Annotated in this window: 20 protein-coding genes and 1 riboswitch; of the genes, 12 read left to right on the top strand and 8 right to left on the bottom strand. The window is 71.0% G+C overall.

Annotation, left to right across the window (positions count from 1 at the left end):
* Positions 1-373 precede the first annotated feature (373 nt).
* Positions 374-934, top strand: coding sequence for a DUF485 domain-containing protein (locus CA983_RS17540; RefSeq protein ID WP_086601841.1), 561 nt, complete (start codon positions 374-376; stop codon positions 932-934).
* Positions 931-2523 carry a solute symporter family protein gene (locus CA983_RS17535; RefSeq protein WP_086601840.1) on the top strand — a complete coding sequence of 531 codons (1593 nt, stop codon included), beginning with the start codon at positions 931-933 and terminating at the stop codon, positions 2521-2523. The genes CA983_RS17540 and CA983_RS17535 overlap by 4 nt, the downstream gene beginning before the upstream one ends.
* 25 nt (positions 2524-2548) lie before the next feature.
* Here CA983_RS17535 and CA983_RS17530 read toward each other — a convergent pair whose 3' ends face one another.
* The gene (locus CA983_RS17530; protein WP_086601839.1) at positions 2549-3244 is read right to left on the bottom strand and encodes a response regulator; all 696 of its coding nucleotides are present in this window, start codon (positions 3242-3244) and stop codon (positions 2549-2551) included.
* A gap of 161 nt (positions 3245-3405) precedes the next feature.
* Here CA983_RS17530 and CA983_RS17525 point away from each other — a divergent pair, with 161 nt between their 5' ends.
* From CA983_RS17525 to CA983_RS17515, 3 genes are all read left to right on the top strand, one after another.
* Positions 3406-4221, top strand: a complete 816-nt coding sequence (locus CA983_RS17525; RefSeq protein ID WP_086601838.1) for an ABC transporter ATP-binding protein — start codon at positions 3406-3408, stop codon at positions 4219-4221.
* The gene (locus tag CA983_RS17520) at positions 4211-5074 is read left to right on the top strand and encodes an ABC transporter permease (protein WP_086601837.1); all 864 of its coding nucleotides are present in this window, start codon (positions 4211-4213) and stop codon (positions 5072-5074) included. Before CA983_RS17525 ends, CA983_RS17520 begins: the two co-directional genes overlap by 11 nt.
* A 68-nt stretch (positions 5075-5142) precedes the next feature.
* Positions 5143-6204 carry an ABC transporter substrate-binding protein gene (locus CA983_RS17515; protein WP_086601836.1) on the top strand — a complete coding sequence of 354 codons (1062 nt, stop codon included), beginning with the start codon at positions 5143-5145 and terminating at the stop codon, positions 6202-6204.
* 27 nt (positions 6205-6231) lie between these two features.
* Here CA983_RS17515 and CA983_RS17510 read toward each other — a convergent pair whose 3' ends face one another.
* The 4 genes from CA983_RS17510 to CA983_RS17495 all read right to left on the bottom strand — a co-directional run bounded on the left by CA983_RS17510 (position 6232) and on the right by CA983_RS17495 (position 10951).
* A complete protein-coding gene (locus tag CA983_RS17510) occupies positions 6232-6912 on the bottom strand; it encodes a response regulator (protein ID WP_086601835.1) in 681 nt (226 codons plus the stop codon).
* Entirely contained in the window at positions 6912-8582 is a 1671-nt protein-coding gene (locus CA983_RS17505; RefSeq protein ID WP_086601834.1) for a sensor histidine kinase, read from the bottom strand. The genes CA983_RS17510 and CA983_RS17505 overlap by 1 nt, the downstream gene beginning before the upstream one ends.
* Positions 8583-8693: 111 nt before the next feature.
* A complete protein-coding gene (locus CA983_RS17500) occupies positions 8694-9638 on the bottom strand; it encodes a sucrase ferredoxin (protein ID WP_086601833.1) in 945 nt (314 codons plus the stop codon).
* Positions 9639-9691: 53 nt separating this feature from the next.
* Positions 9692-10951 (bottom strand): citrate synthase, encoded by a 1260-nt coding sequence (locus tag CA983_RS17495; RefSeq protein ID WP_086601832.1) that lies wholly within the window; start codon positions 10949-10951, stop codon positions 9692-9694.
* Positions 10952-11061: 110 nt separating this feature from the next.
* Between CA983_RS17495 and CA983_RS17490 the strand changes: the two genes are divergently transcribed.
* Positions 11062-12222: a citrate synthase gene (locus CA983_RS17490; RefSeq protein ID WP_086601831.1), complete on the top strand. Its 1161-nt coding sequence runs from the start codon at positions 11062-11064 to the stop codon at positions 12220-12222.
* A 14-nt stretch (positions 12223-12236) separates the two neighbouring features.
* On the opposite strand, the gene CA983_RS17485 is transcribed toward CA983_RS17490, so the two are convergent.
* Positions 12237-12839: a DUF6082 family protein gene (locus tag CA983_RS17485; protein WP_244206957.1), complete on the bottom strand. Its 603-nt coding sequence runs from the start codon at positions 12837-12839 to the stop codon at positions 12237-12239.
* A 450-nt stretch (positions 12840-13289) separates the two neighbouring features.
* Between CA983_RS17485 and CA983_RS17480 the strand changes: the two genes are divergently transcribed.
* Positions 13290-14348, top strand: coding sequence for a CobW family GTP-binding protein (locus tag CA983_RS17480; protein ID WP_086601830.1), 1059 nt, complete (start codon positions 13290-13292; stop codon positions 14346-14348).
* Positions 14349-14365: 17 nt separating this feature from the next.
* On the opposite strand, the gene CA983_RS17475 is transcribed toward CA983_RS17480, so the two are convergent.
* Positions 14366-16822, bottom strand: coding sequence for a DNA gyrase/topoisomerase IV subunit A (locus CA983_RS17475; protein ID WP_086601829.1), 2457 nt, complete (start codon positions 16820-16822; stop codon positions 14366-14368).
* A gap of 457 nt (positions 16823-17279) precedes the next feature.
* Between CA983_RS17475 and CA983_RS17470 the strand changes: the two genes are divergently transcribed.
* The 4 genes from CA983_RS17470 (at position 17280) to CA983_RS17455 (ending at position 22096) form a co-directional block, all read left to right on the top strand.
* The gene (locus CA983_RS17470; protein WP_086601842.1) at positions 17280-18674 is read left to right on the top strand and encodes a M16 family metallopeptidase; all 1395 of its coding nucleotides are present in this window, start codon (positions 17280-17282) and stop codon (positions 18672-18674) included.
* Positions 18671-20059 (top strand): M16 family metallopeptidase, encoded by a 1389-nt coding sequence (locus CA983_RS17465; protein WP_086601828.1) that lies wholly within the window; start codon positions 18671-18673, stop codon positions 20057-20059. The genes CA983_RS17470 and CA983_RS17465 overlap by 4 nt, the downstream gene beginning before the upstream one ends.
* A gap of 192 nt (positions 20060-20251) precedes the next feature.
* A riboswitch (cyclic di-AMP (ydaO/yuaA leader) is annotated at positions 20252-20415 on the top strand.
* A 13-nt stretch (positions 20416-20428) separates the two neighbouring features.
* Positions 20429-21214 (top strand): M23 family metallopeptidase, encoded by a 786-nt coding sequence (locus CA983_RS17460; RefSeq protein WP_086601827.1) that lies wholly within the window; start codon positions 20429-20431, stop codon positions 21212-21214.
* A gap of 186 nt (positions 21215-21400) precedes the next feature.
* Positions 21401-22096 (top strand): GntR family transcriptional regulator, encoded by a 696-nt coding sequence (locus CA983_RS17455; protein ID WP_086601826.1) that lies wholly within the window; start codon positions 21401-21403, stop codon positions 22094-22096.
* A 215-nt stretch (positions 22097-22311) separates the two neighbouring features.
* Here the strand turns inward: CA983_RS17455 and CA983_RS17450 are convergent, their stop codons facing one another.
* A complete protein-coding gene (locus CA983_RS17450; protein ID WP_033308341.1) occupies positions 22312-22593 on the bottom strand; it encodes an HPr family phosphocarrier protein in 282 nt (93 codons plus the stop codon).
* Positions 22594-22771: 178 nt separating this feature from the next.
* On the opposite strand from CA983_RS17450, the gene CA983_RS17440 reads away from it, so the two are divergent.
* A partial coding sequence (locus tag CA983_RS17440) for a GNAT family N-acetyltransferase (protein ID WP_244206956.1) occupies positions 22772-24728 on the top strand: 1957 nt, incomplete at its 3' end.

The raw sequence follows: 24728 nt of genomic DNA, 5'->3' as shown, positions 1-24728 counted from the left end.
CTGGTGATCTGAGCGGGGTCGGGATCGGGGTCGGGTGCCGGTCGGGGCCGGTGCCGGTTGGGCCCCGGTGTCGGCCTGAGCTTGGGCTGACCGGAGTTGGGGATCGGCGGGAGGCTGGGCTGGTTCCAGCGGCTCCAACGGTTCCGGTGGTCCGGCTCAGCCGGGAAGCCGGTGCATGGTCCGTGCCATGCCTGATGCTCATCGCCGAGGGCTCAGCAATCAGGACCGAGACAGGGCTCAAGGACCGTGTGCAGGCGGTGCGTTACGCGTACGGAAAGGGCTGGTGCGGCCACCCGCGGGTTGAGTCACCTGATGGGGTGAAGAGCGAGGGGAAGAAGAGTCGGGGATCTTCCCGTTCTGTCCATCCTTGGGCATGCAGCCAAGCAAGGGCCGTCCCCGTAGAGATGGGGCTGGTCAGGAAAATCCGGTCGAGCGACTCGACGGTGTCGCCCCGGTCCCGGCCGAGGAGGCCGGACACCTCAGGTACGACGATCCCTGGTACGACGCGCTCGCATCCGGCTGGGGCGAGTCGGCGGGTGCCGGGGTGCCGGCCCCGGCCGTGGTTCCGTCGGCACGCAGGGAGGGCGAGACCGGGGTCGCGGCGGCCGATGTGTATCTGGAGGTGCAGCGCAGCGAGGCCTTCCAGGAGGTGCGGCGGCGGTACCGGAGGTTCGTGGTGCCGGCCTTCCTCGCCTTCTTCGCCTGGTACGTGGGCTACGTCGTGGCTGCCACGACCGCGCCGGAGCTGATGGCCCGGCCCGTGGCGGGAGCGGTGAACGTGGCGCTGGTGGCCGGGCTGGGGCAGTTCCTGACCACGTTCCTGTTCACCTGGGCGTACGCGCGTCACGCGCGGCTGCGCAGGGACCGGGCGGCGCTCGAACTGCGCTGGGACACACAGGAGCTGACGCGCGGCGTGAACGGCGGTGTCTCGTGACGGATGAACACCAGACGCTGGCGCTGCTGCTGTTCAGCGGGTTCGTCGCCGTCACGCTGGCGATCACGACCTGGGTGAGCCGCAAGCGGCGCGGTTCGGCGGAGGAGTTCTACGCGGGCGGGCGGCTCTTCTCACCCATGGAGAATGGTTTTGCCATCGCCGGTGACTACATGTCGGCCGCCTCCTTCCTCGGCGTCACCGGGCTCATCGCGCTGTTCGGCTACGACGGGCTGCTGTATGTCGTCGGCTTCCTCGTGGCCTGGCTGGTGGTGCTGTTCCTCGTGGCCGAACTGGTCCGCAACTGCGGCCGTTTCACGCTCGCGGACGTCGTGGCGGCGCGGATGCGGGAGCGGCCGGTACGGATCGCGGCGGGAACGTCCTCGGTCACCGTGTCCGTTCTGTATCTGGTGGCGCAGATGGTGGGCGCGGGCAGCCTGGTGGCGCTGCTGCTCGGGGGCACGAGTGGGGCGGCCCGGGCCTGGACCGTCATCGGGGTCGGCGCGCTCATGGTGATCTATGTGTCGTTGGGAGGGATGCGGGCGACGACGTGGATCCAGATCGTCAAGGCCGTCCTGCTGCTCGGCGGCACCATCGTGCTGACGGCGCTCGTCCTGGTGCGCTTCCACGGCGACCTGGACCGGCTGCTGCTCACGGCGGCCGAGCGCAGCGGTCACGGGCAGGCGTTTCTGGCGCCCGGGCTGAAGTACGGCGGGGACTGGACCGCCCGTTTCGACTTCATCAGTCTGGGGCTTGCCCTGGTGCTGGGCACGGCCGGGCTCCCGCACATCCTGTCCCGCTTCTACACCGTGCCCACCGCGCGCGCCGCACGCCGCTCGGTCGTCTGGGCCGTCGGGCTCATCGGCGGTTTCTACTTGATGACGATCGTGCTGGGATTCGGCGCGGCCGCCATCGTGGGCCCGGACGCGGTACGCGGGTCGAACGCGGCCGGGAACACGGCCGTTCCGCTGCTGGCGCTCGATCTGGGCGGTGGTGCCGGATCCACGGGTGGAACGGTTCTCTTCGCGATCGTCGCCGCGGTCGCCTTCGCCACGATCCTCGCCGTGGTCGCCGGGATCACGCTCGCGTCCTCGGCGTCGGTGGCCCACGACCTGTACGCGTCCCTGCGGCGCCGGGGCGGCAAGCCCCGTAGCGAGGTGGCCGTGGCCCGTGTCGCGGCCGTCGGTGTCGGCGTGGTGGCGATCGCTCTCGGGCTGCTGGCGCGGGATCTCAACGTCGCGTTCCTGGTGGGCCTCGCCTTCGCCGTCGCCGCGTCGGCGAACCTTCCGGTGCTGCTCTACTCCCTGTTCTGGCGTGGTTTCACCACACGCGGCGCCGTGTGGGCCGTCTACGGCGGTCTGGTCCCGGCCGTGGTGCTCGTGGTGCTGTCCCCGGTGGTCTCCGGAAGCCCCGACTCGCTGTTCCCGAACGTCGACCTCCAGTACTTCCCGTTGCAGAACCCGGGCCTGGTGTCGATCCCGCTGGGCTTCCTCGCGGGCTGGCTGGGCACGGTCACCTCGGCGGAGGTCCCGGACGAGGCCAGGCACGCGGAGACCGAGGTGCGGTCGCTGACCGGGGCGGGAGCGGCGTAGAGGCGGTGCCTTCACCGGCGTACGGTTACGGCGCCACCCACGCGTAACGGTGTTCGGGCCGGCCTGTGTCGCCGTACTTGAGGGACAGGCGCAGGCGGCCGGACTGCTCCAGGCGGCGCAGGTAGCGCTGGGCGGTGGAGCGGCTCAGTCCTGTCTCGGCGGCGACCTCGTGGGCGGAGAGCGGGTGGTCGGCGCGGTGCAGGACGCGGCAGATCAGTTCCGTCGTCGGCTCCGAGTGGCCACCCGGCAGGCCCGGTGACGTGAGGACCGGGGTGGTGCGCAGGGCGCTGAAGATCCGGTCGACCTGTTCCTGGACGGCGATGCCGCGGCCGCCGCCGACCCTCTCGACGGTGCGGCGCAGGGCGGCGTAGGACTCCAGGCGGGTGTGCAGCGCGGCGAAGGTGAACGGTTTGACCAGGTAGTGCAGGGCGCCCAGGCGCATGGCAGCCTGGATGGTCGCCACGTCGCCGTCCGCGGTGATCATGATGACGTCGGTGCCGTGGCCCTGTTCCCGCATGCGGTGGACGAGTTCGAGGCCTGTCCCGTCGGGGAGGTAGTGGTCCAGCAGGACCAGATCGATCCCTCCGCGCTGCACCGTCGCCAGGGCCTGGGCAGCGCTGTGCGCGCGGGCCGCCACCCGGAAGCCGGGGACCCTTTCCACGTACTTGGCGTTGATCTCGGCGACACGGAAGTCGTCGTCCACGACCAGGACGTCAATCATCGGGCCTCCTTCCGTCAAGGCCACGCGGGCGTCAAGCCCTTGTTTCGGCTACGTTTTTGTATCCCGCGCAAAACGAGCACAACAGGCTCTTGCGAGCAAAAGAACGGTATGAGCTCACAAGACTGATGCCGTGTCCCGAGCCGGATCTACCGTCCCCGGCCATGAGTGCAGACACCAGCCCCGCCATTGAGCTGCGGGGCGCGAGCAAGGCGTTCAGGACCCCGTCGGGAGGCCTGCACACGGCCGTCCGGGACCTGGATCTCACGGTCGCCCGTGGGGAGTTCGTCGCGGTCGTCGGCCCCACGGGTTGCGGCAAGTCGACCACGTTGACCCTGGTCAGCGGCCTGGAGGAGCCCACCGAGGGCGATGTGCTGGTGGCCGGGGAGCCGGTGCGCGGCGTCGGCGACAAGGTCGGCTTCGTCTTCCAGCAGGACGCCACCTTTCCCTGGCGCACGGTGCTGTCCAATGTGATGTCCGGACCGCGCTTCCGTGGCGTGCCCAAGGCGGAGGCGAAGCGGAGGGCGCGGGACTGGCTGGCCCGGGTCGGTCTCGAGGACTTCGAGGACCGCTACCCGCACCAGCTCTCCGGCGGCCAGCGCAAACGCGTCGCGCTCGCCGCGACCTTCGTCAACGACCCCGAGATCCTGCTCATGGACGAGCCGTTCTCGGCGCTCGACGTGCAGACCAGGGCGCTGATGTCGGACGAGCTGCTCGAACTGTGGGCGGGCACGCAGGCATCGGTCGTCTTCGTCACCCATGACCTGGAGGAGTCCATCGCTCTGGCCGACAGGGTCGTCGTCATGACCGCCGGCCCCGCCACCGTCAAGGAGGTCTTCACCATCGACCTGCCGCGGCCGCGCAAGGTCGAGGCGGTGCGCCTGGAGCCGCGGTTCATCGAGATCTACCGCGAGATCTGGGAGTCCCTCGGCGAAGAGGTGCGTATCACCCGCGAGAGGGGTGCCGCCCATGTCGCCTGAGCTGCTCAGCACACCGGTCGTGGAGACGGCCAAGGCTCCGGACCGTGCCCACTCGCGGGCTCGCGCGGCGCGCAGGCGGAAGGTCTTCATCAACGTCGTCCGGGCGCTGCTGCTGGTCGGTTGCCTCGGCCTGTGGGAGGCGCTGTCCCGGGCCAAGGTCATCGATCCGTTCAACTTCTCCATGCCCTCGCAGATCTGGGACCAGATCTACACCTGGGTGACGCACGGGACCGCCCTCGGCTCCCTGGGCGAGCAGATCTGGTACACGCTCTACGAGGCGCTGCTCGGCTGGGTCCTCGGTGTGGCCACCGGCGTCGTTCTCGGCATTGCGCTGGGGCGGATCACCTTGCTCGCCGATGTACTTGGTCCGTACATCAAGGTGCTCAACTCGATTCCCAGGATCGTCCTCGCCCCGATCTTCGTGATCTGGTTCGGGCTCGGTCCGGCCTCCAAGGTCGCGTCGGCCGTCGTCCTGGTCTTCTTCCCGGTGTTCTTCAACGCCTTCCAGGGCGCCCGCGAGGTCGACCGCAACCTCGTCTCCAACGCCCGCATCCTGGGCGCGAGCGACCGCAGGGTGACCCTTCAGGTGGTCATCCCGTCCGCCACTTCCTGGATCTTCACCAGCCTCCATGTGAGCTTCGGCTTCGCCCTCATCGGCGCCATCGTCGGCGAGTACATCGGCGCCACCAAGGGCATCGGCCTGCTCGTCGCGCAGTCCCAGGGCACCTTCAACGCGGCCGGGGTGTACGCGGCGATGGTCATCCTCGCGGTCGTCGCGCTCCTCGCCGAGGGGCTGCTCACCTTCGCCGAGCGCCGCATCTTCCGCTGGAAGCCGGCGGCTTCCGAGCACTGACACCCGCCCCGTAGGCCCCCTTCTTCTCTCCTCTGCCTTCCTCCGCTTTCACAAGGACGTGAACCGCCATGCGCAAGAACGCCCGATACGCCGCCCTCGCCGCCGCCGGCCTGCTCGCCCTCTCCTCGCTCACCGCCTGTGCCAACGATGCCGCCAGTACGGCATCGGGCGGCTCCGGCAGCACGGGCGGCGGGAAGGGCGAGAAGGTCAAGATCATGGTCGGCGGTCTGGACAAGGTCATCTACCTGCCCGCCATGCTCACTCAGCGGCTCGGCTACTTCGACGCCGAGGGGCTCGACGTGCAGTTGCTCACGGAGCCCGCCGGCGTCCAGGCCGAAACCGCCCTCGTCTCCGGACAGGTCCAGGGAGCCGTCGGCTTCTACGACCACACCCTCGACCTCCAGACCAAGGGCAAGCACGTCGAGTCGGTCGTGCAGTTCTCCCGCGCCCCCGGCGAGGTGGAGGTGGTCTCGGAGAAGGCGTCGGGCGACATCACCTCGCCCAAGGACTTCAAGGGCAAGAAGCTCGGCATCACCGGCCTCGGTTCCTCGACCGACTTCCTCACCAAGTACCTCGCCGTCAAGAACGGCGTGAGCGTCAGCGACTTCACGCCCGTCGCCGTCGGTGCCGGCCCGACGTTCATCTCGGCGCTCCAGCAGGGCTCGATCGACGGCGGCATGACGACCGACCCGACCGTCGCCCAGGTCCTGGACAAGAAGGCGGGGAAGATCCTCCTCGACATGCGGACACCCCAGGGGTCCCAGGAGGCGCTCGGCGGTCCGTATCCGTCGTCAAGTCTGTACATGCAGACGGACTGGGTGAACAGCCACAAGAGCACGGTCCAGAAGCTGGTCAACGCATTCGTCAAGACGCTCACATGGATGTCCACACACAGCGCGTCCCAGATCGCCGACAAGATGCCGGCCGACTACTCGCAGGGCGACAAGGCGCTCTACGCACAGGCCATCAAGAGCACACTGCCGATGTTCACGAAGGACGGCGTGATGCCCGCGGACGGTCCTGCGACGGTGGAGAAGGTGCTCAAGGCGTTCAACCCCAACATCAAGAACGCCAAGATCGACCTCGCGCAGACCTACACGACGGAGTTCGCGAAGAAGGCCACGGGCTGACAGCCGAAACGGCCTGAGACTGATCGCCTAGGCGCGGGTCGCCCACACGTAACGGTGTTCCGGGCGGCCCGCGTCGCCGTACTTGAGGGTCAGCCTGGCCCGTCCCGTGCGCTCCAGGAGCTTCAGATAGCGCTGGGCGGTCTGGCGGCTCACCCCGGTCCGCTCGGCGATCTCCTGGGCGGACAGAGGCCCGTCCGCGTTCATCAGGGACTGACGCACCAGCTCCGCGGTCGTGGGGGAGTGGCCCTTGGGCAGGTCCGGCTCAGAGGGAGCCGACAGCGCCCCGAAGATGCGGTCGACCTCGGCCTGTTCCGCCTCCCCGCCGCCGTCGAGGGTGCGGCGCAGTTCCGCGTACGCCTCCAGCTTGGAGCGCAGGCCGGCGAAGGCGAACGGCTTGACCAGGTACTGCAGCGCGCCGTGCCGCATCGCCGCCTGCACGGTGGAGACATCCCGGGCCGCCGTCACCATGATCACGTCGGTCTGGTGGCCGCGCCGGCGCATCTCCTGGACGACCGCGAGCCCCGTCTCGTCGGGCAGGTAGTGGTCCATGAGCACCAGGTCGAGCCGGGGCAGCGCCTCCAGCTGGCGCAGTGCGTCCGCGGCGCTGTGGGCCTCGCCGGCGACATGGAAGCCCGGCACCTTCTCGACGTAGGCGGCGTTGACCCGCGCGACCCTGGTGTCGTCGTCCACGACCAGCACCTCGATCATCACGACTCCTCCTTGGCGGTCTGCGGAGCTGACGGCACGGTCAGGGCCGGTTCCGGGCCCGGCTCGGCCAGCGCCTCGGGCAGGACGACGGTGAACTCCGCACCCCCGCCGTGCGCCTCGCCGACGGTCGCGCTGCCCCCCTGCCGCTCGGCGAGCCTGCGCACCAGGGAGAGCCCGATGCCTCGCTCGCGGTGCGCGGGCGGCTTCTTCGTGGACCATCCATCGGTGAAGATCAACTCCCGGTGCTCCGGCGGGATTCCCGGGCCCGTGTCGCGCACCCGGAGGATCGCCGTGCGACCCTCACTGCGCAGTTCCACCTCCACGCGCGCGTGCGGCTTGCCCGCGACGGCGTCGAGGGCGTTGTCCACCAGGTTCCCGACGACGGTGACGAGCCCCTGGGGGTCGATCAGCCGGTCGGGCAGCCGGGTCCGGTCCGACACCCACAGCGCGACGCCCCGCTCGGCCGCGACAGTCGCCTTGCCGACCAGCAGGGCGGCGAGCAACGGGTCCTCGATCCGCTCGGTGACCTGCTCCGCGGTCGCACGGTGGTCGCCGACCACTTCACCGACGAACTCCACGGCGTCGTCGTACATCTCCAGTTCGAGCAGCCCCAGGAGCGTGTGCATACGGTTGGCGTGCTCGTGGTCCTGGGCGCGCAGGGCGTCGATCAAGCCGCGGGTGGAGTCCAGCTCGCGGCCCAGCTGCTCCAGTTCGGTGCGGTCGCGCAGGGTGGCCACGGCGCCGCCGTCGTCGGTGGGCATGCGGTTGGCGACCAGGACCCGCTGACCGCGGACGGTGAGCAGGTCCGTGCCGGCCACGCGCCCGGCCAGCACGTCGGCCGTACGGCCCGCGCCGAGCGCCTCGTCGGGGGAACGGCCCACCACCGCGTCCCCGATGCCCAGCAGGCGCTGCGCCTCGTCGTTGACGAGCCGGATGCGGCCGGTGCGGTCCAAGGCGACGACGCCCTCCCGGATGCCGTGCAGCATCGCCTCGCGTTCCGACAGGAGCGACGCGATGTCCGAGAAGGCCAGGTCCCTGGTCTGCCGCTGGACCCGCCGGGAGATGAGCCACGCGGCCAGCGCGCCTACGGCCAGGGCACCCCCGGCGTACGCGAGCAGCCCCGGGATCGCGTGGATCAGCCGGGCCCGGACGCTGTCGTAGGCGATGCCGACCGAGACGGCGCCGACGACCGTGCCGTCGCTGTCCCGCAGCGGCACCTTGCCGCGGGCGGAGCGGCCCAGGGTGCCGCTGTCGATCTCCATGACCTCCTTGCCGGCCAGGGCCTGGCCGGGGTCGGTCGAGACGATGCCGCCGATCTGCTTCGGGTCGGTGTGCGACCAGCGCACGCCCCGCCAGTCCATCACCACGATGTACTCGGCCTTGGTGGCTTTCCGGATCCGCTCGGCCTCCTTCTGCACCGGACCGTTCGGTGAGGGAGGCGTGTCCCTCACTTCCTCCGCGAGGCCCGGCTGCTGCGCGGTGGTCTGCGCGATGGCGAGCGCGCGGCGCATCGCCTGGTCGTCCAGCTGGTCGCTCAGGGGCGCGAGGAACAGTCCGGTCGCGAGGACCGCGACTCCCGCGGCGATCGCCACCTGCATCAGCAGCACCTGCGAGAACACCCGCCGGGGCAGGCCGAGGCGCAGGCGGCGTGCGGGGGGAGTGGGGCTCATACCCAAGAAGGTACGTGGGCCTGCCTACCCGCCGTAATGGGTGTGGCGTGGATCTCTTGATCAATGCTTGAGGAGACGGTCCGGACCTTCGGACCTCGGTCGGCGGACCGGTCAGCTCGCCAGCGCCGTCGACACCCTCACCTCGCGCACCGCCACGACGTCCATCCGCGCGGGTGAACCGAGGACTGCCGCCCCACAGCTCTCCGGCCGGGGCGGCAGGGCCGCGCCCTGGGCCACCTCGACCTGCCAGCGGCGCCCGTCGGCGTGGGCGACGGTCACCTCCCAGCGCGGGGCCGCGCCGGCCGTCCGCACGACGCTCAGCGCCTCCGCGGCGTATTCGCCGGTCTCGGTGCGCACGGCGAGCTCGGCCGCCTGACCCGGCCGTTCCCAGGCCGAGCTGCCCCGGCACCCCTCCACGACGATCCGCCCCTCCCGCGCGCCGTGCAGGACCTCCTTGAGGGTGTGCGCCTCGGCGCGGCCGTACGCGTATCCGTACGGCAGCACGAGCACCGTCGGGGCGAAGCGGTGACCACCCAGATGAGTGACCTCCCAGACGCCCTCGACCCCGGACGCGGCGAGTTCGGCCGCGAGAGGCCGGCCGAGGAGGGCGCAGCAGCGGTCGCGTTTGCCGTTGGTGCAGACGAGGGCGAGCGGATCACCGTCGTGGGGCCGTCCGCCGAGCACCGCGTCGAAGGAGTGGTGCTCGCCCCGGCCGAGTGCGGCGAAGTCGAGGTCGAGGAGCTGCCCGGGGTCCGAGATCGTGGCGCCGTGCAGCCAGACGTTTCCCGGAACGGTGTGGGCCGCGTACACCCGGCGTGCGGCGGGCATCCGGCGGTCCGCGTGGCGTCCGGGGCGGCGGATGAGCACGATCCGTACGCCCGTGTCCTTCGCCGCTGCCTCCAGGGCACGGCCCAGCGCGGGGTCCAGGTGGCTCGAAGTGAGCGCCTTGGCACCCCATGGGCCGGGCTGTTCCAGCAACAGCCAGGTCCTCGCGATGGCCGCGGTTCCCGAAACGGGCTCGTCGGAGTCCCGGGAGACGCTTGAGCACGTACTCACAGAGGTGAGCCTAACCTGAGTTGGCGCGCGCCGACTCTCGGCCCCGCCCTGCGCTACTCCGGTAGTGGCTGGGGCGGCTTCGGACCGGCGTAGAGCCCGCTCGGGCGCATGCGCAACGGGCGCTCTCCGTACTCCTCCAGGGCGTGGGCGATCCAGCCCGCCGTACGGGCCACCGCGAAGATCGTCTCGCCGGCGGTCGGGGGCATGCCGCAGGACGTGGTGAGGACGGCGAGCGCCAGGTCGACGTTGGCGTGCAGCGGGGCGTGGCGGGCGGTGGTCTCGACGATGTCCCGGGCCGCGAGGAGGGCGGGTTCCGCGCGCGGGATCTGCTCCAGGAGGGCGAACAGGGCACGCGCGCGTGGGTCCTCCGCCGCGTAGAGCCGGTGGCCGAGTCCCGGGATACGGCGGCCGGCGCGCAGTTCGTCCGCGATCACGGGCGCGGCGTCACCCTGGTCGAGCACGTCGACGAGCAGCCGGTGGGCGAGCCCGCTGGCCGCGCCGTGCAGCGGGCCCTCGATCACGCCGAGTCCGGCGGAGACGGCCGCGTAGGCGTGGGCACGGGCCGAAGCGGCGACGCGCACCGCGAGCGTGGAGGCGGCCAGGTCGTGGTCGACGAGGAGGGCGAGGGCGGTGTCCAGGGCACGCAGGGACGCCTCGTCGGGGTCCTTGCGCGGCGACAGCCGGGTCCACAGGCGGTGGGCCAGGGGCCCCTCGTCGCGGCGGTCGTGGCCCGCCGGTGGCAGAGCGGCGACGAGCGTGGGAATGAGGGTGCGCGCCGTGCCGAGCACGGCGTCCTCGGACAGGTCGAAGCGCAGCGGGTCGGCGGTCGCGGCGGCGATCGTCGCGACCCGCAGCAGGTCGGTGGGCGCCGCGTGTTCGGGCAGCGTGTCGACGGCGCGGCGCGCGACGGCGACCGAGGCGGCCGGCGCGGTGAACGTGGTGCCCGGCCGCATCCGGCCGGTCCACAGCCACTCGGCGACCTCCTCGTAGGTGTGCCGGGTGGCCAGGTCGACGGCGTCGACACCGCGGTAGTAGTAGCGGTCGCTCTCGATGAGCGTGATGCGGGTCCGTACGGACAACTCCCCGCCCGACGGGGAACTCCCCGCGCTCTCCCGCCTGTTGCGCCGGGCGAGTGCTTCGACCTCCCTGGCGTCGAAGGTGCTGCCCCGGCCGCCGGTCACCCGTCGGCTGCTGAGCTGCCCGCGGCTCACGTACGCGTACACGGTCTCCGGTTTGACGCCGAGCAGCTCGGCGGCCTCCTTGGTGCTCAGCCGCCGTTCCGCGTCCAGGGGGGCGGGTTCTTGATCGCGCATGGGGGTCACCGTATCCGCCTAGCGGACCATTGACTGATGCATTGATTTAATCAATATTGACACGCCTTAAGTCAACCATGGACAGTTGAATCAAGTCCAGGGAGGAAGACATGTCCGTCAACAGGTCCGCAGCCGCTCTCATCGACGCACCACGGGGACTCGCCGGTGTCGTCGTCACCGACACCCGGATCGGTGACGTCCGTGGCGTCGAGGGCTTCTATCACTACCGGCAGTACTCCGCCGTCGACCTCGCGCGGACCCGCGCCTTCGAGGACGTCTGGTACCTGCTCGTGCACGGCGAACTGCCGGACGCCCGGCAGGGCGCGGCCTTCGCGGCGGAGACCGCGGCGCTGCGGCGGCTGCCCGACGAGGTGCGGGCGGCCCTGCCGGCCATCGCGGCGGCCGGCGGGCGCTCCGGCCCGCTCGCCGGGATGCGCACGGCGCTGTCCCTGCTGGGCGCCGCCAAGGGCTTCCGGCCCGTGTACGACATCGATGCCGGCCGGCGTAGGCAGGACACCCTCGAGGCGGCCGCGGCCGTACCCACGCTGCTCACCGCGCTGCACCGACTGGGGAAGGGGCTCGAGCCGGTGGAGCCGCGCGAGGACCTGTCGTACGCGGCCAACTACCTGTACATGTTGACCGGTTCGGTGCCGACCGAGCAGCATGCACGGGCGATCGAGCAATACCTGATCTCAACCATTGATCACGGATTCAATGCGTCAACGTTCACGGCTCGGGTCATCGCGTCGACGGGTGCGGACGTGGCGGCGTGCCTGGCCGGTGCGGTGGCGGCGCTGTCGGGGCCGTTGCACGGGGGTGCGCCCAGCCGCGCGCTGGACACCCTGGACGCGATCGGCACCCCGGACCGTATCGGCTCCTGGGTACGGCAGCGGGTCCTCGCCGGTGAGCGCATCATGGGCTTCGGACACGCGATCTACCGCACGGAGGACCCTCGGTCGCGGATGCTGCGCGAGGTCGCCCAGGGGTTCGGCGGTCCGCGGGTGGACTTCGCCGTGCAGGTCGAGCGGCACGTGGAGGCGATCCTGGCGGAGCTGAAGCCGGGCCGTGAACTCCACACCAACGTCGAGTACTACGCGGGCGTGGTCATGGAACTCTGCGGCCTGCCCCGGGAGATGTTCACACCGACGTTCGCCGCCGCGCGCGTGGTGGGCTGGAGCGCCAACATCCTGGAACAGGCGGAGGACCCGAAGATCATCAGGCCGGTGGCGCGCTATGTGGGACCAGCTCCCCAAGTGAGTGAGGTTGTCTGAGTGACTGCCCCACGTCACGGCGGGTTGCGCGTTCCGCGTCCCTGGACTTCGCGGATGGCCTGCTCGAAGATTCGGAAGAGCCGACCCTCGTGACTCTCCGGCGAAAGGCCCTCCTTCGCGCCACGCGAAGCCTCCCAGTAGCGGTGGAACAAGGGGCTTCCGAGCAGGGTGCGAGCGTACTCGAGCAACTCTTCTTCGGTTACGTCTCCCCATTCGTAGAAGAGCAAGTAATGGCCGAAGGTGAGGTTGGCGAACAAGTGCTGGCGCACCACCTCATGCGGTTCGCCCGGATAGTCGTTCCACACGCTTGCCAGGGCGGGGTCGTCCATTGCCATCTGAGTCAATTGGACGTGCAGAGCTCGTAGGTCGGCTCTTGCGCTGCGTCGTAGTTCTTCGCGGGAGGAGATGAGTTCCTGGCGCTGCAGGGAGAGTTCCTGACGCTGCAAGCGCAATTCTCGCTGCTGGAACAGCAGTGTGATCACGAGCAGGAGCAGAGCCAGCCCTGAGAAGACCGCGCTGATGCCGCCGAAGTAGTCACCGACGGCGCTGCGTTCTATCGCTGCCCGGCGCCCGCCGTTGGCGTCCTCGACACCGCTCAGGAGCCAGCCGCTGATCACGATGGAAGCGGCTCCGACGAGTGCCGCTCCCGCGAGGCCTGCCGCCCCCCACAGGCAGGTCCGTAACAGCCGGCGTCTGAAGCGTCGGTGATCCATCCGCCCCCTCCGGCATCTGCGTGATGCTTCCCTGCCAGGGGGGTGGGAAACCGGTTCCGCCCCGTGGGGCGACCGCCTGTGCGTCGGGAGTGCGCGTAGGCGGTCGCTGCCTGACGGGTAGTGGCGGTAGTGGCGGGTCGAGGGTCGCGCTCGAGTGCGGGATCAGGTGTCCGGGATGTCCGCCTTGGCGCGGACGAGGGTTTGCGCCATCCCCACCGTCTGCCCCGCGAGCGCTGCTGACAACCGTTCACTTCGTCGCGATCCCCCGGCTCGTATCCTGGGGCGGCATCCCATCCTCCTACGTGTGCCGGGAACGCCAGCCGGTGCACGCGTCGGCGTGAGAGAGGTCGCACGGTGAACCTGCCGAGCCCGGAACCGCAGCAGATCCCGGTCGTCGTCCTGGCCGGATTCCTCGGCTCGGGAAAGACCACGCTCCTCAACCACCTCCTCCACCGCAGCGGCGGCAGTCGTATCGGCGCCATCGTCAACGACTTCGGGGCCATCGAGATCGACGCGATGGCCGTGGCGGGAGCGCTCGGCGACTCGACGGTCTCGCTGGGCAACGGGTGTCTGTGCTGTGCCGTCGACGCGAGCGAGCTGGACCAGTACCTGGAACGGCTCGCGGAACCCTCCCTCGGCATCGACGTCATCGTCATCGAGGCGAGCGGGCTGGCCGAGCCGCAGGAACTCGTGCGGATGGTGCTCGCCAGCGAGCACCCGGGGATCGTGTACGGCGGGCTCGTCGAGGTCGTCGACGCCGCCGAGTTCGACGACACCCGGTCCAGGCATCCGGAGATCGACCGGCATCTCGCGCTGGCCGATCTCGTCGTGGTCAACAAGCTCGACCGGGCGGCGGACGGCGAGCGCGTCCTCGCACTGGTCCGCTCCCTCGTCGACCGCGCCGCCGTCGTCCCGGCCTCCTACGGCCGCATCGACCCCGAGTTCCTCTTCGACTGCCGGCCGAGCGAGGAACGCATCGGGCAGCTGTCCTTCGACGACCTGCACGAGCACGGCGCGGACGATCACGCCGAGCACCTGCACAGCGCCTACGACAGCCTGTCGTTCGTCTCGCGGGAGCCCCTCGATCCGCGTCGGCTGATGGAGTTCCTCGACAGCCGGCCCGAGGGGCTGTACCGGATCAAGGGCTACGTCGACTTCGGGCCGTACGACGTCCGGAACCGCTACGCCGTCCATGCCGTCGGGCGGTTCCTGCGCTTCTACCCGGAGCCCTGGCCGGCCGGCGGCGAACGCCTCACCCAGCTGGTGCTCATCGGCTCCGGCATCGACGCCTCCGCCCTCGACAAGGAACTCGGTGCGTGCAGGAGCGACACCCCACACGCCGACGAGCGCGGCATGTGGGGCGTCCTCAGGTACGTACAGAACCCGGAGGAGGACCCGGCAGACCCTGCCTGAGCCCTCTGCCGGGGGCTCTAGACCGGCCCCGCCACCACGGCCACCGTCTTCGCCAGGGACACACCCGAGCCGTCACGCCGCGGGTCCATCTCCGGGAGGTCGGCAGGTGTGCCGTTCTTCTGCGCGGCGAGGGCCGGGGCCGGGCCCGCCCAGGCCAGGGACAGGCAGTCCTCGCCCTTCAGGAAACGCTGGCAGCGGACGCCGCCGGTGGCGCGGCCCTTGCGCGGGTACTGGTCGAACGGGGTCATCTTGGCCGTCGTCTGCACGGAGTCGTCCAGCGTGCCCCGCGAGCCGGCGACGGTGAAGACGACGGCGTCCACCGCCGGGTCCACCGCCGTGAACGAGATGACCTTCGCGCCCTCGGTGAGCTTGATGCCAGCCACGCCACCGGCCGGGCGGCCCTGCGGCCGGACCTGGGACGCCTGGAAGCGCAGCAGCTGGGCGTCGTCGGTGATGAAGACCAGATCCTCCTCGCCGGTGCGCAGCTCGACCGCGCCGACGATCCGGTCACCCTCCTTGAGGGTGATCACCTCCAGCTCCTCCTTGCTGGACGGATAGTCCGGCACCACGCGCTTGACCACGCCCTGTGCCGTGCCGAGCGCCAGGCCCGGCGACGACTCGTCGAGCGTCGTCAGGCAGACCACCGTCTCGTCGTCCTCCAGGGAGACGAACTCCGCGAGCGGTGCGCCTCCCGCCAGGTTCGGCGTCGGCATCGACTCCGGGAGCTGGGGCAGGTCGATCACGTTCAGCCGCAGCAGCCGGCCCGCCGAGGTGACCGCGCCCACCTCGCCGCGGGCGGTGGCCGGCACGGCCGAGACGATCACGTCGTGCTTCACGCGCTTGGCTCCGGCGTCCTCCGCGAACGGCTCGCCGTTCGCCGTACGGGCCAGCAGACCCGTCGAGGACAGCAGCACCCGGCACGGGTCGTCGGCCACCTGGAGCGGCACGGCGGCGACCGGGGCACCACCCGACTCCAGCAGGACCGTACGCCGGTCGGTGCCGAACTTCTTGGCGACGTTGGCCAGTTCGGTGGAGACCAGCTTGCGCAGCTCCGTGTCCGAGTCGAGGATCCGGGTCAGTTCCTCGATCTCCGCGGTGAGCCGGTCCTTCTCGGCCTCCAGCTCGATGCGGTCGTACTTGGTCAGGCGGCGCAGCGGAGTGTCCAGGATGTACTGCGTCTGCACCTCGCTCAGCGAGAACTGCTCCATCAGGCGCTGCTTCGCCTGCGCGGAGTTGTCGCTGGAGCGGATGAGACGGATGACCTCGTCGATGTCCAGCAGGGCCGTCAGCAGACCCTCGACCAGATGCAGCCGGTCGCGCTTCTTGCCGCGACGGAACTCCGAACGCCGCCGCACGACGTTGAAGCGGTGGTCGAGATAGACCTCCAGCAGTTCCTTCAGACCCAGCGTGAGCGGCTGGCCGTCGACCAGGGCGACGTTGTTGATCCCGAAGGACTCCTCCATCGGCGTCAGCTTGTACAGCTGCTCCAGGACCGCCTCCGGCACGAAGCCGTTCTTGATCTCGATGACCAGGCGCAGGCCGTGGGCGCGGTCGGTGAGGTCCTTGACGTCGGCGATGCCCTGGAGCTTCTTCGAGCCGACCAGGTCCTTGATCTTGGCGATCACCTTCTCCGGGCCGACCGTGAAGGGCAGCTCCGTGACCACGAGGCCCTTGCGGCGCGCCGTCACGTTGTCCACGGACACCGTCGCGCGCATCTTGAACGTGCCGCGGCCCGTCTCGTAGGCGTCCCGGATGCCGGACAGGCCGACGACGCGGCCGCCGGTGGGCAGGTCGGGGCCCGGGACGTGCTTCATCAGGGCGTCGAGGTCGGCGTTCGGGTACCTGATCAGGTGGCGGGCGGCGGCGATCACCTCGCGCAGGTTGTGCGGCGGCATGTTCGTGGCCATACCGACCGCGATGCCCGAGGCGCCGTTGACCAGGAGGTTCGGGAAGGCGGCCGGCAGCGCCACCGGTTCCTGCTCCTGGCCGTCGTAGTTGGGGTTGAAGTCGACGGTGTCCTCTTCGATGGACTCCGTCATCAGGCTCGTCGCCTCGGCCATCCGGCACTCGGTGTACCGCATGGCGGCCGGCGGGTCGTCGTTGCCCAGTGAGCCGAAGTTGCCGTGGCCGTCGACCAGGGGGACACGCATCGAGAAGGGCTGGGCCATGCGCACGAGGGCGTCGTAGATCGACGTGTCGCCGTGCGGGTGCAGCTTGCCCATCACCTCGCCGACGACGCGGGCGCACTTGACGTACCCGCGCTCGGGGCGCAGGCCCATCTCGTTCATCTGGTAGACGATGCGGCGGTGCACCGGCTTGAGGCCGTCGCGCGCGTCGGGCAGGGCGCGGGAGTAGATGACCGAGTACGCGTACTCGAGGAAGGAGCCCTGCATCTCGTCGACGACGTCGATGTCGAGGATTCTCTCCTCGTACGAGTCGTCGGGCGGCGGGGTCTTCGTGCTGCGGCGGGCCATCGCTGCCGGCTCCTTGCTGAAGCGTGGAACGAGATCTGACGCCGACCATTGTGGACCGCCGCACTGACAACCGGGACCAGCACCCGGTCTACGGCCTCCCCGGCAGGGGTTCGCACCAGGGCCGAGGGCGCCGCTCGCCGGGCCGCGGCGGCGGCCGGGACCCCGTCCGAGGACTGCCGAGGGCCGGCCCGTCCACGGTCTTTCGTCCGGCGCCCTCCCCGCTCCGGGCGGCCTGCCGTGCGCCGGGATGACCGTACGCGGACACCGCGGTCACCGGGCCCCGGGGGAGGCACGCCGTCACCACCGCGCACCGCCCCGGCCGCCTCCCTCTCACGCTCTCCGCGTACGCCCCCCGGGAACTTCACCAGGGCCCCGCACGCTTGCATACAGTGGCAGGACTCGCCAGGAAAGCCGCGGTTTGAACGACCGCGCCGCGATCGAAGGGACGTACATGCCCATGGGTCACACGGCCACAGCCCAGGCAGGCTCCGGGGGCCTGACAGCGACCGAGCACCGCCTGGCCAACGGCCTGCGCGTGGTGCTCTCCGAGGACCACCTGACCCCGGTCGCGGCGGTGTGCCTCTGGTACGACGTCGGCTCGCGCCACGAAGTCAAGGGGCGTACCGGCCTGGCTCACCTTTTCGAGCACCTGATGTTCCAGGGTTCCGCCCAGGTGAAGGGCAACGGCCACTTCGAACTCGTCCAGGGCGCGGGCGGCTCGCTGAACGGCACCACCAGCTTCGAGCGGACCAACTACTTCGAGACCATGCCCGCCCACCAGCTGGAGCTCGCCCTCTGGCTGGAGGCCGACCGCATGGGCTCCCTGCTGACCGCGCTCGACGACGAGTCGATGGAGAACCAGCGGGACGTCGTCAAGAACGAGCGCCGGCAGCGCTACGACAACGTCCCCTACGGCACCGCCTTCGAGAAGCTGACCGCCCTCGCCTACCCGGAGGGCCACCCCTACCACCACACCCCGATCGGCTCGATGGCCGATCTGGACGCGGCCACCCTGGAGGACGCGCGCGCGTTCTTCCGCACCTACTACGCGCCGAACAACGCCGTGCTCTCCGTCGTCGGCGACATCGACCCGGAGCAGACCCTGGCCTGGATCGAGAAGTACTTCGGCTCCATCCCCGGCCACGACGGCAAGCCCGCGCCCCGGGACGGCACGCTGCCGGAGACCATCGGCGAGCAGCTGCGCGAGGTCGTCGAGGAGGAGGTCCCGGCGCGCGCCCTGATGGCCGCCTACCGGCTCCCGCACGACGGCACGCGCGCGTGCGACGCGGCCGACCTGGCCCTCACCGTCCTCGGCGGCGGCGAGTCCTCCCGCCTGTACAACCGCCTCGTACGGCGTGACCGTACGGCCGTGGCGGCCGGCTTCGGCCTGCTGCGGCTCGCCGGGGCGCCCTCCCTGGGGTGGCTGGACGTGAAGACGTCCGGTGACGTGGAGGTTCCGGTCATCGAGTCCGCCATCGACGAGGAGCTCGCCCGGTTCGCCGATCAGGGCCCCACGGCCGAGGAGATGGAGCGCGCCCAGGCCCAGCTGGAGCGCGAGTGGCTGGACCGGCTCGGCACGGTCGCCGGCCGCGCCGACGAACTGTGCCGGTACGCCGTTCTGTTCGGCGACCCGCAGCTCGCCCTGACCGCCGTGCAGCGCGTGCTGGAGGTGACGGCGGAGGAGGTCCAGGAGGTCGCCAAGGCCCGCCTGCGGCCCGACAACCGCGCGGTGCTCGTCTACGAGCCGATCGCCCCGGCCGACCCGGAGGCCGAGGGCGCGGAAGGCACCGAAGACCCGGAGTCCGCGGCGACCGTGGAAGCCACCGACGAGAACGAGGAGGCGGCGAAGTGACCGAGCTCGCCACGATGGATTTCCACCCCCAGCCGCAGGGGGGCGAGCCGAAGCCCTGGGCGTTCCCGGCTCCTGAGCGCGGCACGCTCGGCAACGGCCTGACGGTCCTGCGCTGCCACCGCCCCGGCCAGCAGGTCGTCGCCGTGGAGGTGCTGCTGGACGCACCCCTGGACGCCGAGCCGGCCGGCCTCGACGGCGTGGCCACGATCATGGCCCGGGCCTTCTCCGAGGGCACCGACAAGCACTCCGCCGAGGATTTCGCCGCCGAGCTGGAGCGCGCCGGCGCCACCCTCGACGCGCACGCCGACCACCCCGGCGTCCGGCTCAGCCTGGAGGTGCCGGCCTCCCGGCTCGCCAAGGGGCTCGGCCTGGTCGCCGACGCCCTGAGGGCGCCCGCGTTCGCGGACAGCGAGGTCGAGCGGCTGGTCCGCAACCGCCTCGACGAGATCCCGCACGAGCTGGCCAACCCCGGCCGCCGCGCCGCCAAGGAGCTCTCCAAGGAGCTGTTCCCGGCGGGCTCGCGCATGTCGCGGCCCCGCCAGGGCACCGAGGAGACGGTCACCGCGATCGACGCCGCGGCCGTACGCGCCTTCTACGAGAGGCACGTCAGGCCCGCCACGGCCACCGCCGTGGTCGTCGGCGACCTCACCGGCATCGACCTCGACGCCCTGCTCGGCGACACGCTGGGCGCCTGGACCGGCTCCGCGGCCGAGCCGCGCCCGGTACCGCCGGTGACCGCCGACGACACGGGCCGGGTCGTCGTCGTGGACCGCCCCGGCGCCGTCCAGACCCAGCTGCTGATCGGCCGGATCGGCCCGGACCGGCACGACCGCGTGTGGCCCGCGCAGGTGCTCGGCACATACTGCCTGGGCGGCACCCTCACCTCCCGCCTGGACCGCGTGCTGCGCGAGGAGAAGGGCTACACGTACGGGGTGCGGGCCTTCGGCCAGGTCCTCAGGTCCGCCCCGGACGGGACCGGTGCCGCGATGCTCGCCATCAGCGGCTCCGTGGACACGCCCAACACCGGCCCCGCCCTCCAGGACCTCTGGACGGTGCTGCGCACCCTCGCCGCCGAAGGGCTGACCGACGCCGAGCGGGACGTCGCCGTGCAGAACCTGGTCGGCGTGGCGCCGCTGAAGTACGAGACCGCGGCGGCCGTCGCGAGCACGCTGGCCGACCAGGTCGAGCAGCACCTGCCCGACGACTACCAGGCCACGCTGTACCGGCAGCTCGCCGCGACCGGCACCGTGGAGGCCACCGCGGCGGCCGTCAGCGCCTTCCCGGTGGACCGTCTGGTGACCGTCCTCGTCGGCGACGCGGCGCAGATCAAGGGCCCCGTCGAGGCCCTGGGCATCGGCGAAGTCTCGGTCGTCGCCGCCGAGTAGGGGCACGCGCGCGTAGGGGCCCTGGTTGTCTTCTAAGGCACCAGGGCTCCTTTATGCCCGAATTGGTGCGGAGGTTGCCTGTCTGCCCTGTGGGATGCGCTACAAAAACCGGGATCCGTTTGGGAATTGAAAGTGACCCCGCTTAGGTTCGTCCGGGCTGTTCGTCAGGCAGTGCGCCGCACCCGCGGCACCGGACAGTCATCGCCGAGTCCCCGTACGGCGCGAGCCAGGGGAGCCGGGGACCCAACTCAGTCCCTGGGGTGAATCGGACGCCCGCGCGAGCCGCGAGGGGGTCCGTAGGAGACCTTCCTGCTCCGAACCCGTCAGCTAACCCGGTAGGCGAGAAGGAAGGAAAGGACCAGCCACTCCATGGCGTTCACCCGCGCCACCGGGAAGCATCGTCGTCCCAGCCGCATGCAGCGCGGCACGGCCCGCGCGGCGGGCGTCGCGGCCCTCGCCACCACCGGCGTCATCGGCACCGTGGCCGCCCCGGCCTTCGCCGCCGAGCCCGCCGTCGAGCAGACCGGTCTCACCCCCGTCGTCACCATGGGCGGCACCGTGGCCGAGCAGATCGACGCCCAGGCCGCCGCCCAGAAGCAGGCCGCCGAGGAGGCCGCCGCCCAGAAGAAGGCCGAGGAGGCCGCCCGCAAGCGGGCCGCCGAGGCGGCCAAGGAGGCCAAGGAGGCGGCCGAGAAGGCCCGTGAGGCCAAGGAGCGCGCCGCCCGCGAGGCCGAGCGCAAGCGCCTCAACACCTTCGTGTCCCCGATCTCGGGCTCGTACGTCTCCACCGGCTACAAGGCCGGCGGCGCCGTCTGGTCCTCCGGCAGCCACACCGGCGTCGACTTCCACGCCGCCAGCGGCACCCCCGTCCACTCCGTGGGCATGGGTACGGTCGTCGAGGCCGGCTGGGGCGGTGCCTACGGCAATCAAGTAGTGATCAAGATGAACGACGGGACGTACACCCAGTACGGCCACCTGTCGTCCATCGGTGTCTCGGTGGGCCAGCAGGTCACTCCGGGCCAGCAGATCGGCCTGTCCGGCGCGACCGGCAACGTCACCGGTGCGCACCTGCACTTCGAGGCCCGCACGAGCTCCGAGTACGGCTCCGACATCGACCCCGTCGCCTACCTCCGCTCGCACGGCGTGAACGTCTGACGGCGTACCACCGCGTTACCCGAGGCCCCGGCTCCCGCGCCGGGGCTTTCGGCGTTTGTGACGCCCGGCTGTCCAAAAAATATCCATGGATTCCGGTCCGCCGTCGGAAATTCCGGCTCATTGCAATAGAGTCACGGAACATGCGTCACTCGTCGACGTTTCACGGGGATTAAACGGAGGTCGGTCATGCGTATTCCCGCGCACTCGGTGTGCACGGCCATCCGGGACGACATCGTCGCGGGTGTCTACGAGCGCGGCAGCCGGCTGACCGAGGAACTCCTCGCCCGCCGCTACGGTGTCTCGCGCGTTCCCGTCCGGGAGGCCCTGCGCACCCTGGAGGCCGAGGGCTTCGTGGTGACCCGGCGGCACGCGGGCGCGTGCGTCGCCGAACCCACCGAGCAGGAGGCCGCCGACCTGCTGGAGATGCGGACGCTGCTGGAGCCGCTCGGCGCCGCCCGGGCCGCCCAGCGCCGCACCGAGGCCCATCTGAAGGTCCTGCGCGGCCTGGTCAGGCTCGGCCAGGAGCGCGCCCGCCGGGGCAACAGCGACGACCTGCGCTCCCTGGGCGGCTGGTTCCATGAGACGCTCGCCCAGGCCTCCGGCAGCCCCGCGCTGACCTCGATGCTCACCCAGCTCCGCCACAAGATCGCCTGGATGTACACCGTCGAGGCGCCGGCCGGTCCCGTGGAGTCCTGGACCGAGCACGGCGCGATCGTGGACGCGGTGGCGCGCGGTGACAGCGAGCGCGCGCGGGCGGTCACGGCGCTGCACGCCGAGCGCGCGACGTCCGCGCACCGGCTGCGTTTCGGCTCCGCCGGGGAGCGCGCCGAGCGTGTGAGGAACTCGCAACATCCCGTAAACACGGCGAGCCTGCGGCATTAACACGAGAGCCGTATACAAAGAGCAGGTAATTCGCGGGGGATTATTTCTGCTGCCCGCGGACGGGAATTCGGCGGCCTGTCGCCGGAAATGACGAAGGGCCCGCCCGATGAATTCGGACGAGCCCTTCGGAGTGCACCCGGATCAAGTGCACCGGATCAAGTGCACCGGATCAAGCGCACCGGATCAAGCGCACCGGATCAAGCGCGAAAGAATACTCAGACGGTCTCGGGCAGTTCCTCGAGACCCTCGGAGACCAGCTTCGCCAGCCGGTCCAGGGCGGCGTCCGCGCCCTCGGCGTCGGAGGCGAGGACGATCTCCTCGCCTCCCTGGGCGCCGAGGCCGAGGACGGCCAGCATGGACGCCGCGTTGACGGGCTTGCCGTCTGCCTTGGCGATCGTCACCGGGACGCCTGCGGCCGTGGCGGCTCGGACGAAGATGGAGGCGGGGCGGGCGTGGAGGCCCTCGGCCCAGCCGACGTTGACGCGGCGCTCAGCCATGTGTTGCTGCCCTTCGGTTTTCAGGGTTGTCTAGACCAGTTTCCCATATCGTGAAGCTGCGCCGGGGCGGTCCTGATGTCTCGCCCCGGGGTGCCGTCGGATCGCGGCCTCGACCCGACTGACGCCCTCCACAGACTGCCTCGCGCCGCTGTCGGACGCTAGCCGTACTCTGGGGCCCATGCAGACCTCGCCGGACCGGCACGAGTATCCCGCCCACTGGGAAGCCGACGTGGTGCTGCGCGACGGGGGCACCGCGCGCATCCGGCCCATCACCGTTGATGACGCCGAGCGCCTGGTCAGCTTCTACGAGCAGGTCTCCGACGAGTCGAAGTACTACCGCTTCTTCGCGCCGTACCCTCGCCTGTCCGCCAAGGACGTCCACCGCTTCACGCACCACGACTTTGTGGACCGGGTGGGACTCGCGGCCACGGTCGGCGGCGAGTTCATCGCCACCGTACGCTACGACCGGATCGGCGCGGACGGAACGCCCGCGTCCGCACCCGCCGACGAGGCCGAGGTCGCCTTCCTGGTGCAGGATGCCCACCAGGGCCGCGGCGTCGCCTCCGCTCTTCTCGAACACATCGCCGCCGTCGCCCGCGAGCGCGGCATCCGCCGCTTCGCCGCCGAGGTGCTGCCCGCCAACACCAAGATGATCAAGGTGTTCACGGACGCCGGGTACACCCAGAAGCGCAGCTTCGAGGACGGTGTCGTCCGTCTGGAGTTCGACCTCGAACCCACCGACCGCTCCCTCGCCGTGCAGTACGCGCGCGAGCACCGCGCCGAGGCGCGGTCCGTGCAGCGGCTGCTCGCGCCCGGTTCGGTCGCCGTCATCGGCGCCGGGCGCACGCCGGGCGGCGTGGGCCGGAGCGTCCTGGCGAACATCCGCGACGCCGGGTTCACCGGCCGCCTGTACGCCGTGAACAAGGCCCTCCCCGAGGAGCAGAAGGATCTCGACGGGGTGCCCGCCCACCGCTCGGTGCGGGACATCGACGGCCCGGTCGACCTCGCGGTCGTCGCCGTGCCGGCCGAACACGTCCCCGAGGTCGTCACCGAGTGCGGCGAACACGGCGTGCAGGGGCTGGTCGTGGTCTCCGCCGGATACGCCGAGAGCGGCACCGAGGGGCGCGAACGCCAGCGCGCCCTCGTGCGGCAGGCGCGCACGTACGGCATGCGGATCATCGGGCCGAACGCCTTCGGCATCATCAACACCTCCCCCCAGGTACGGCTCAACGCCTCCCTCGCCCCCGAGACACCGCGGCCGGGCCGGATCGGCCTGTTCGCCCAGTCCGGCGCCATCGGCATCGCCCTGCTGTCCCGGCTGCACCGGCGCGGCGGCGGCGTCACGGGCGTGACCGGCGTCTCCACCTTCGTCTCCTCCGGCAACCGGGCGGACGTCTCCGGCAACGACGTCCTCCAGTACTGGTACGAGGACCCGGACACCGACGTCGTCCTCATGTACCTGGAGTCCATCGGCAACCCCCGCAAGTTCACCCGCCTCGCCCGCCGGACGGCCGCGGCCAAGCCGCTGGTCGTGGTCCAGGGCGCCCGGCACGGAGCGGCCCCCCAGGGGCACGCCGTGCGGGCGACCCGCCTGCCGCACGCGACCGTCTCGGCGCTGCTCCGGCAGGCCGGCGTGATCCGGGTCGATACCATCACCGAGCTGGTGGACGCCGGGCTGCTCCTCGCCCGCCAGCCGCTGCCTGCCGGGCCCCGGGTGGCGATCCTCGGCAACTCCGAGTCGCTCGGCCTGCTCACGTACGACGCGTGTCTCGCCGAGGGGCTGCGGCCGCACCCCCCGCAGGACCTGACCACGGCGGCCTCCGCCGCCGACTTCCACACCGCCCTGTCGCGGGCGCTGGCTGACGACCGGTGCGACGCGGTGGTCGTCACCGCCATACCGGCGGTGGGGGCGGGCTCGGTCGCGGACGCGGCCCTCGCCGGCGCGCTGCGCTCCGCGTCGGCCGCCGCCCCGGACAAGCCCGTCCTGGTCGTGCACGTGGAGCTGGGCGGCCTGGCAGAGGCCCTCTCGGCGGCGGCGAGGGCCGCGTCCGCGACCGAGCCCGCCCCCACCGCCGGTATGGCGGTGACGACCACCGCGTCGCACCGGTCGTCAGCCAGCGCCCGCGACAGGGCGG

Source organism: Streptomyces swartbergensis, from assembly GCF_002148965.1.
In the GTDB taxonomy this organism is placed as follows: domain Bacteria; phylum Actinomycetota; class Actinomycetes; order Streptomycetales; family Streptomycetaceae; genus Streptomyces; species Streptomyces swartbergensis.
Note: the sequence above shows the minus strand (reverse complement) of the source record. Positions and strands in the feature narration are given on the sequence as shown.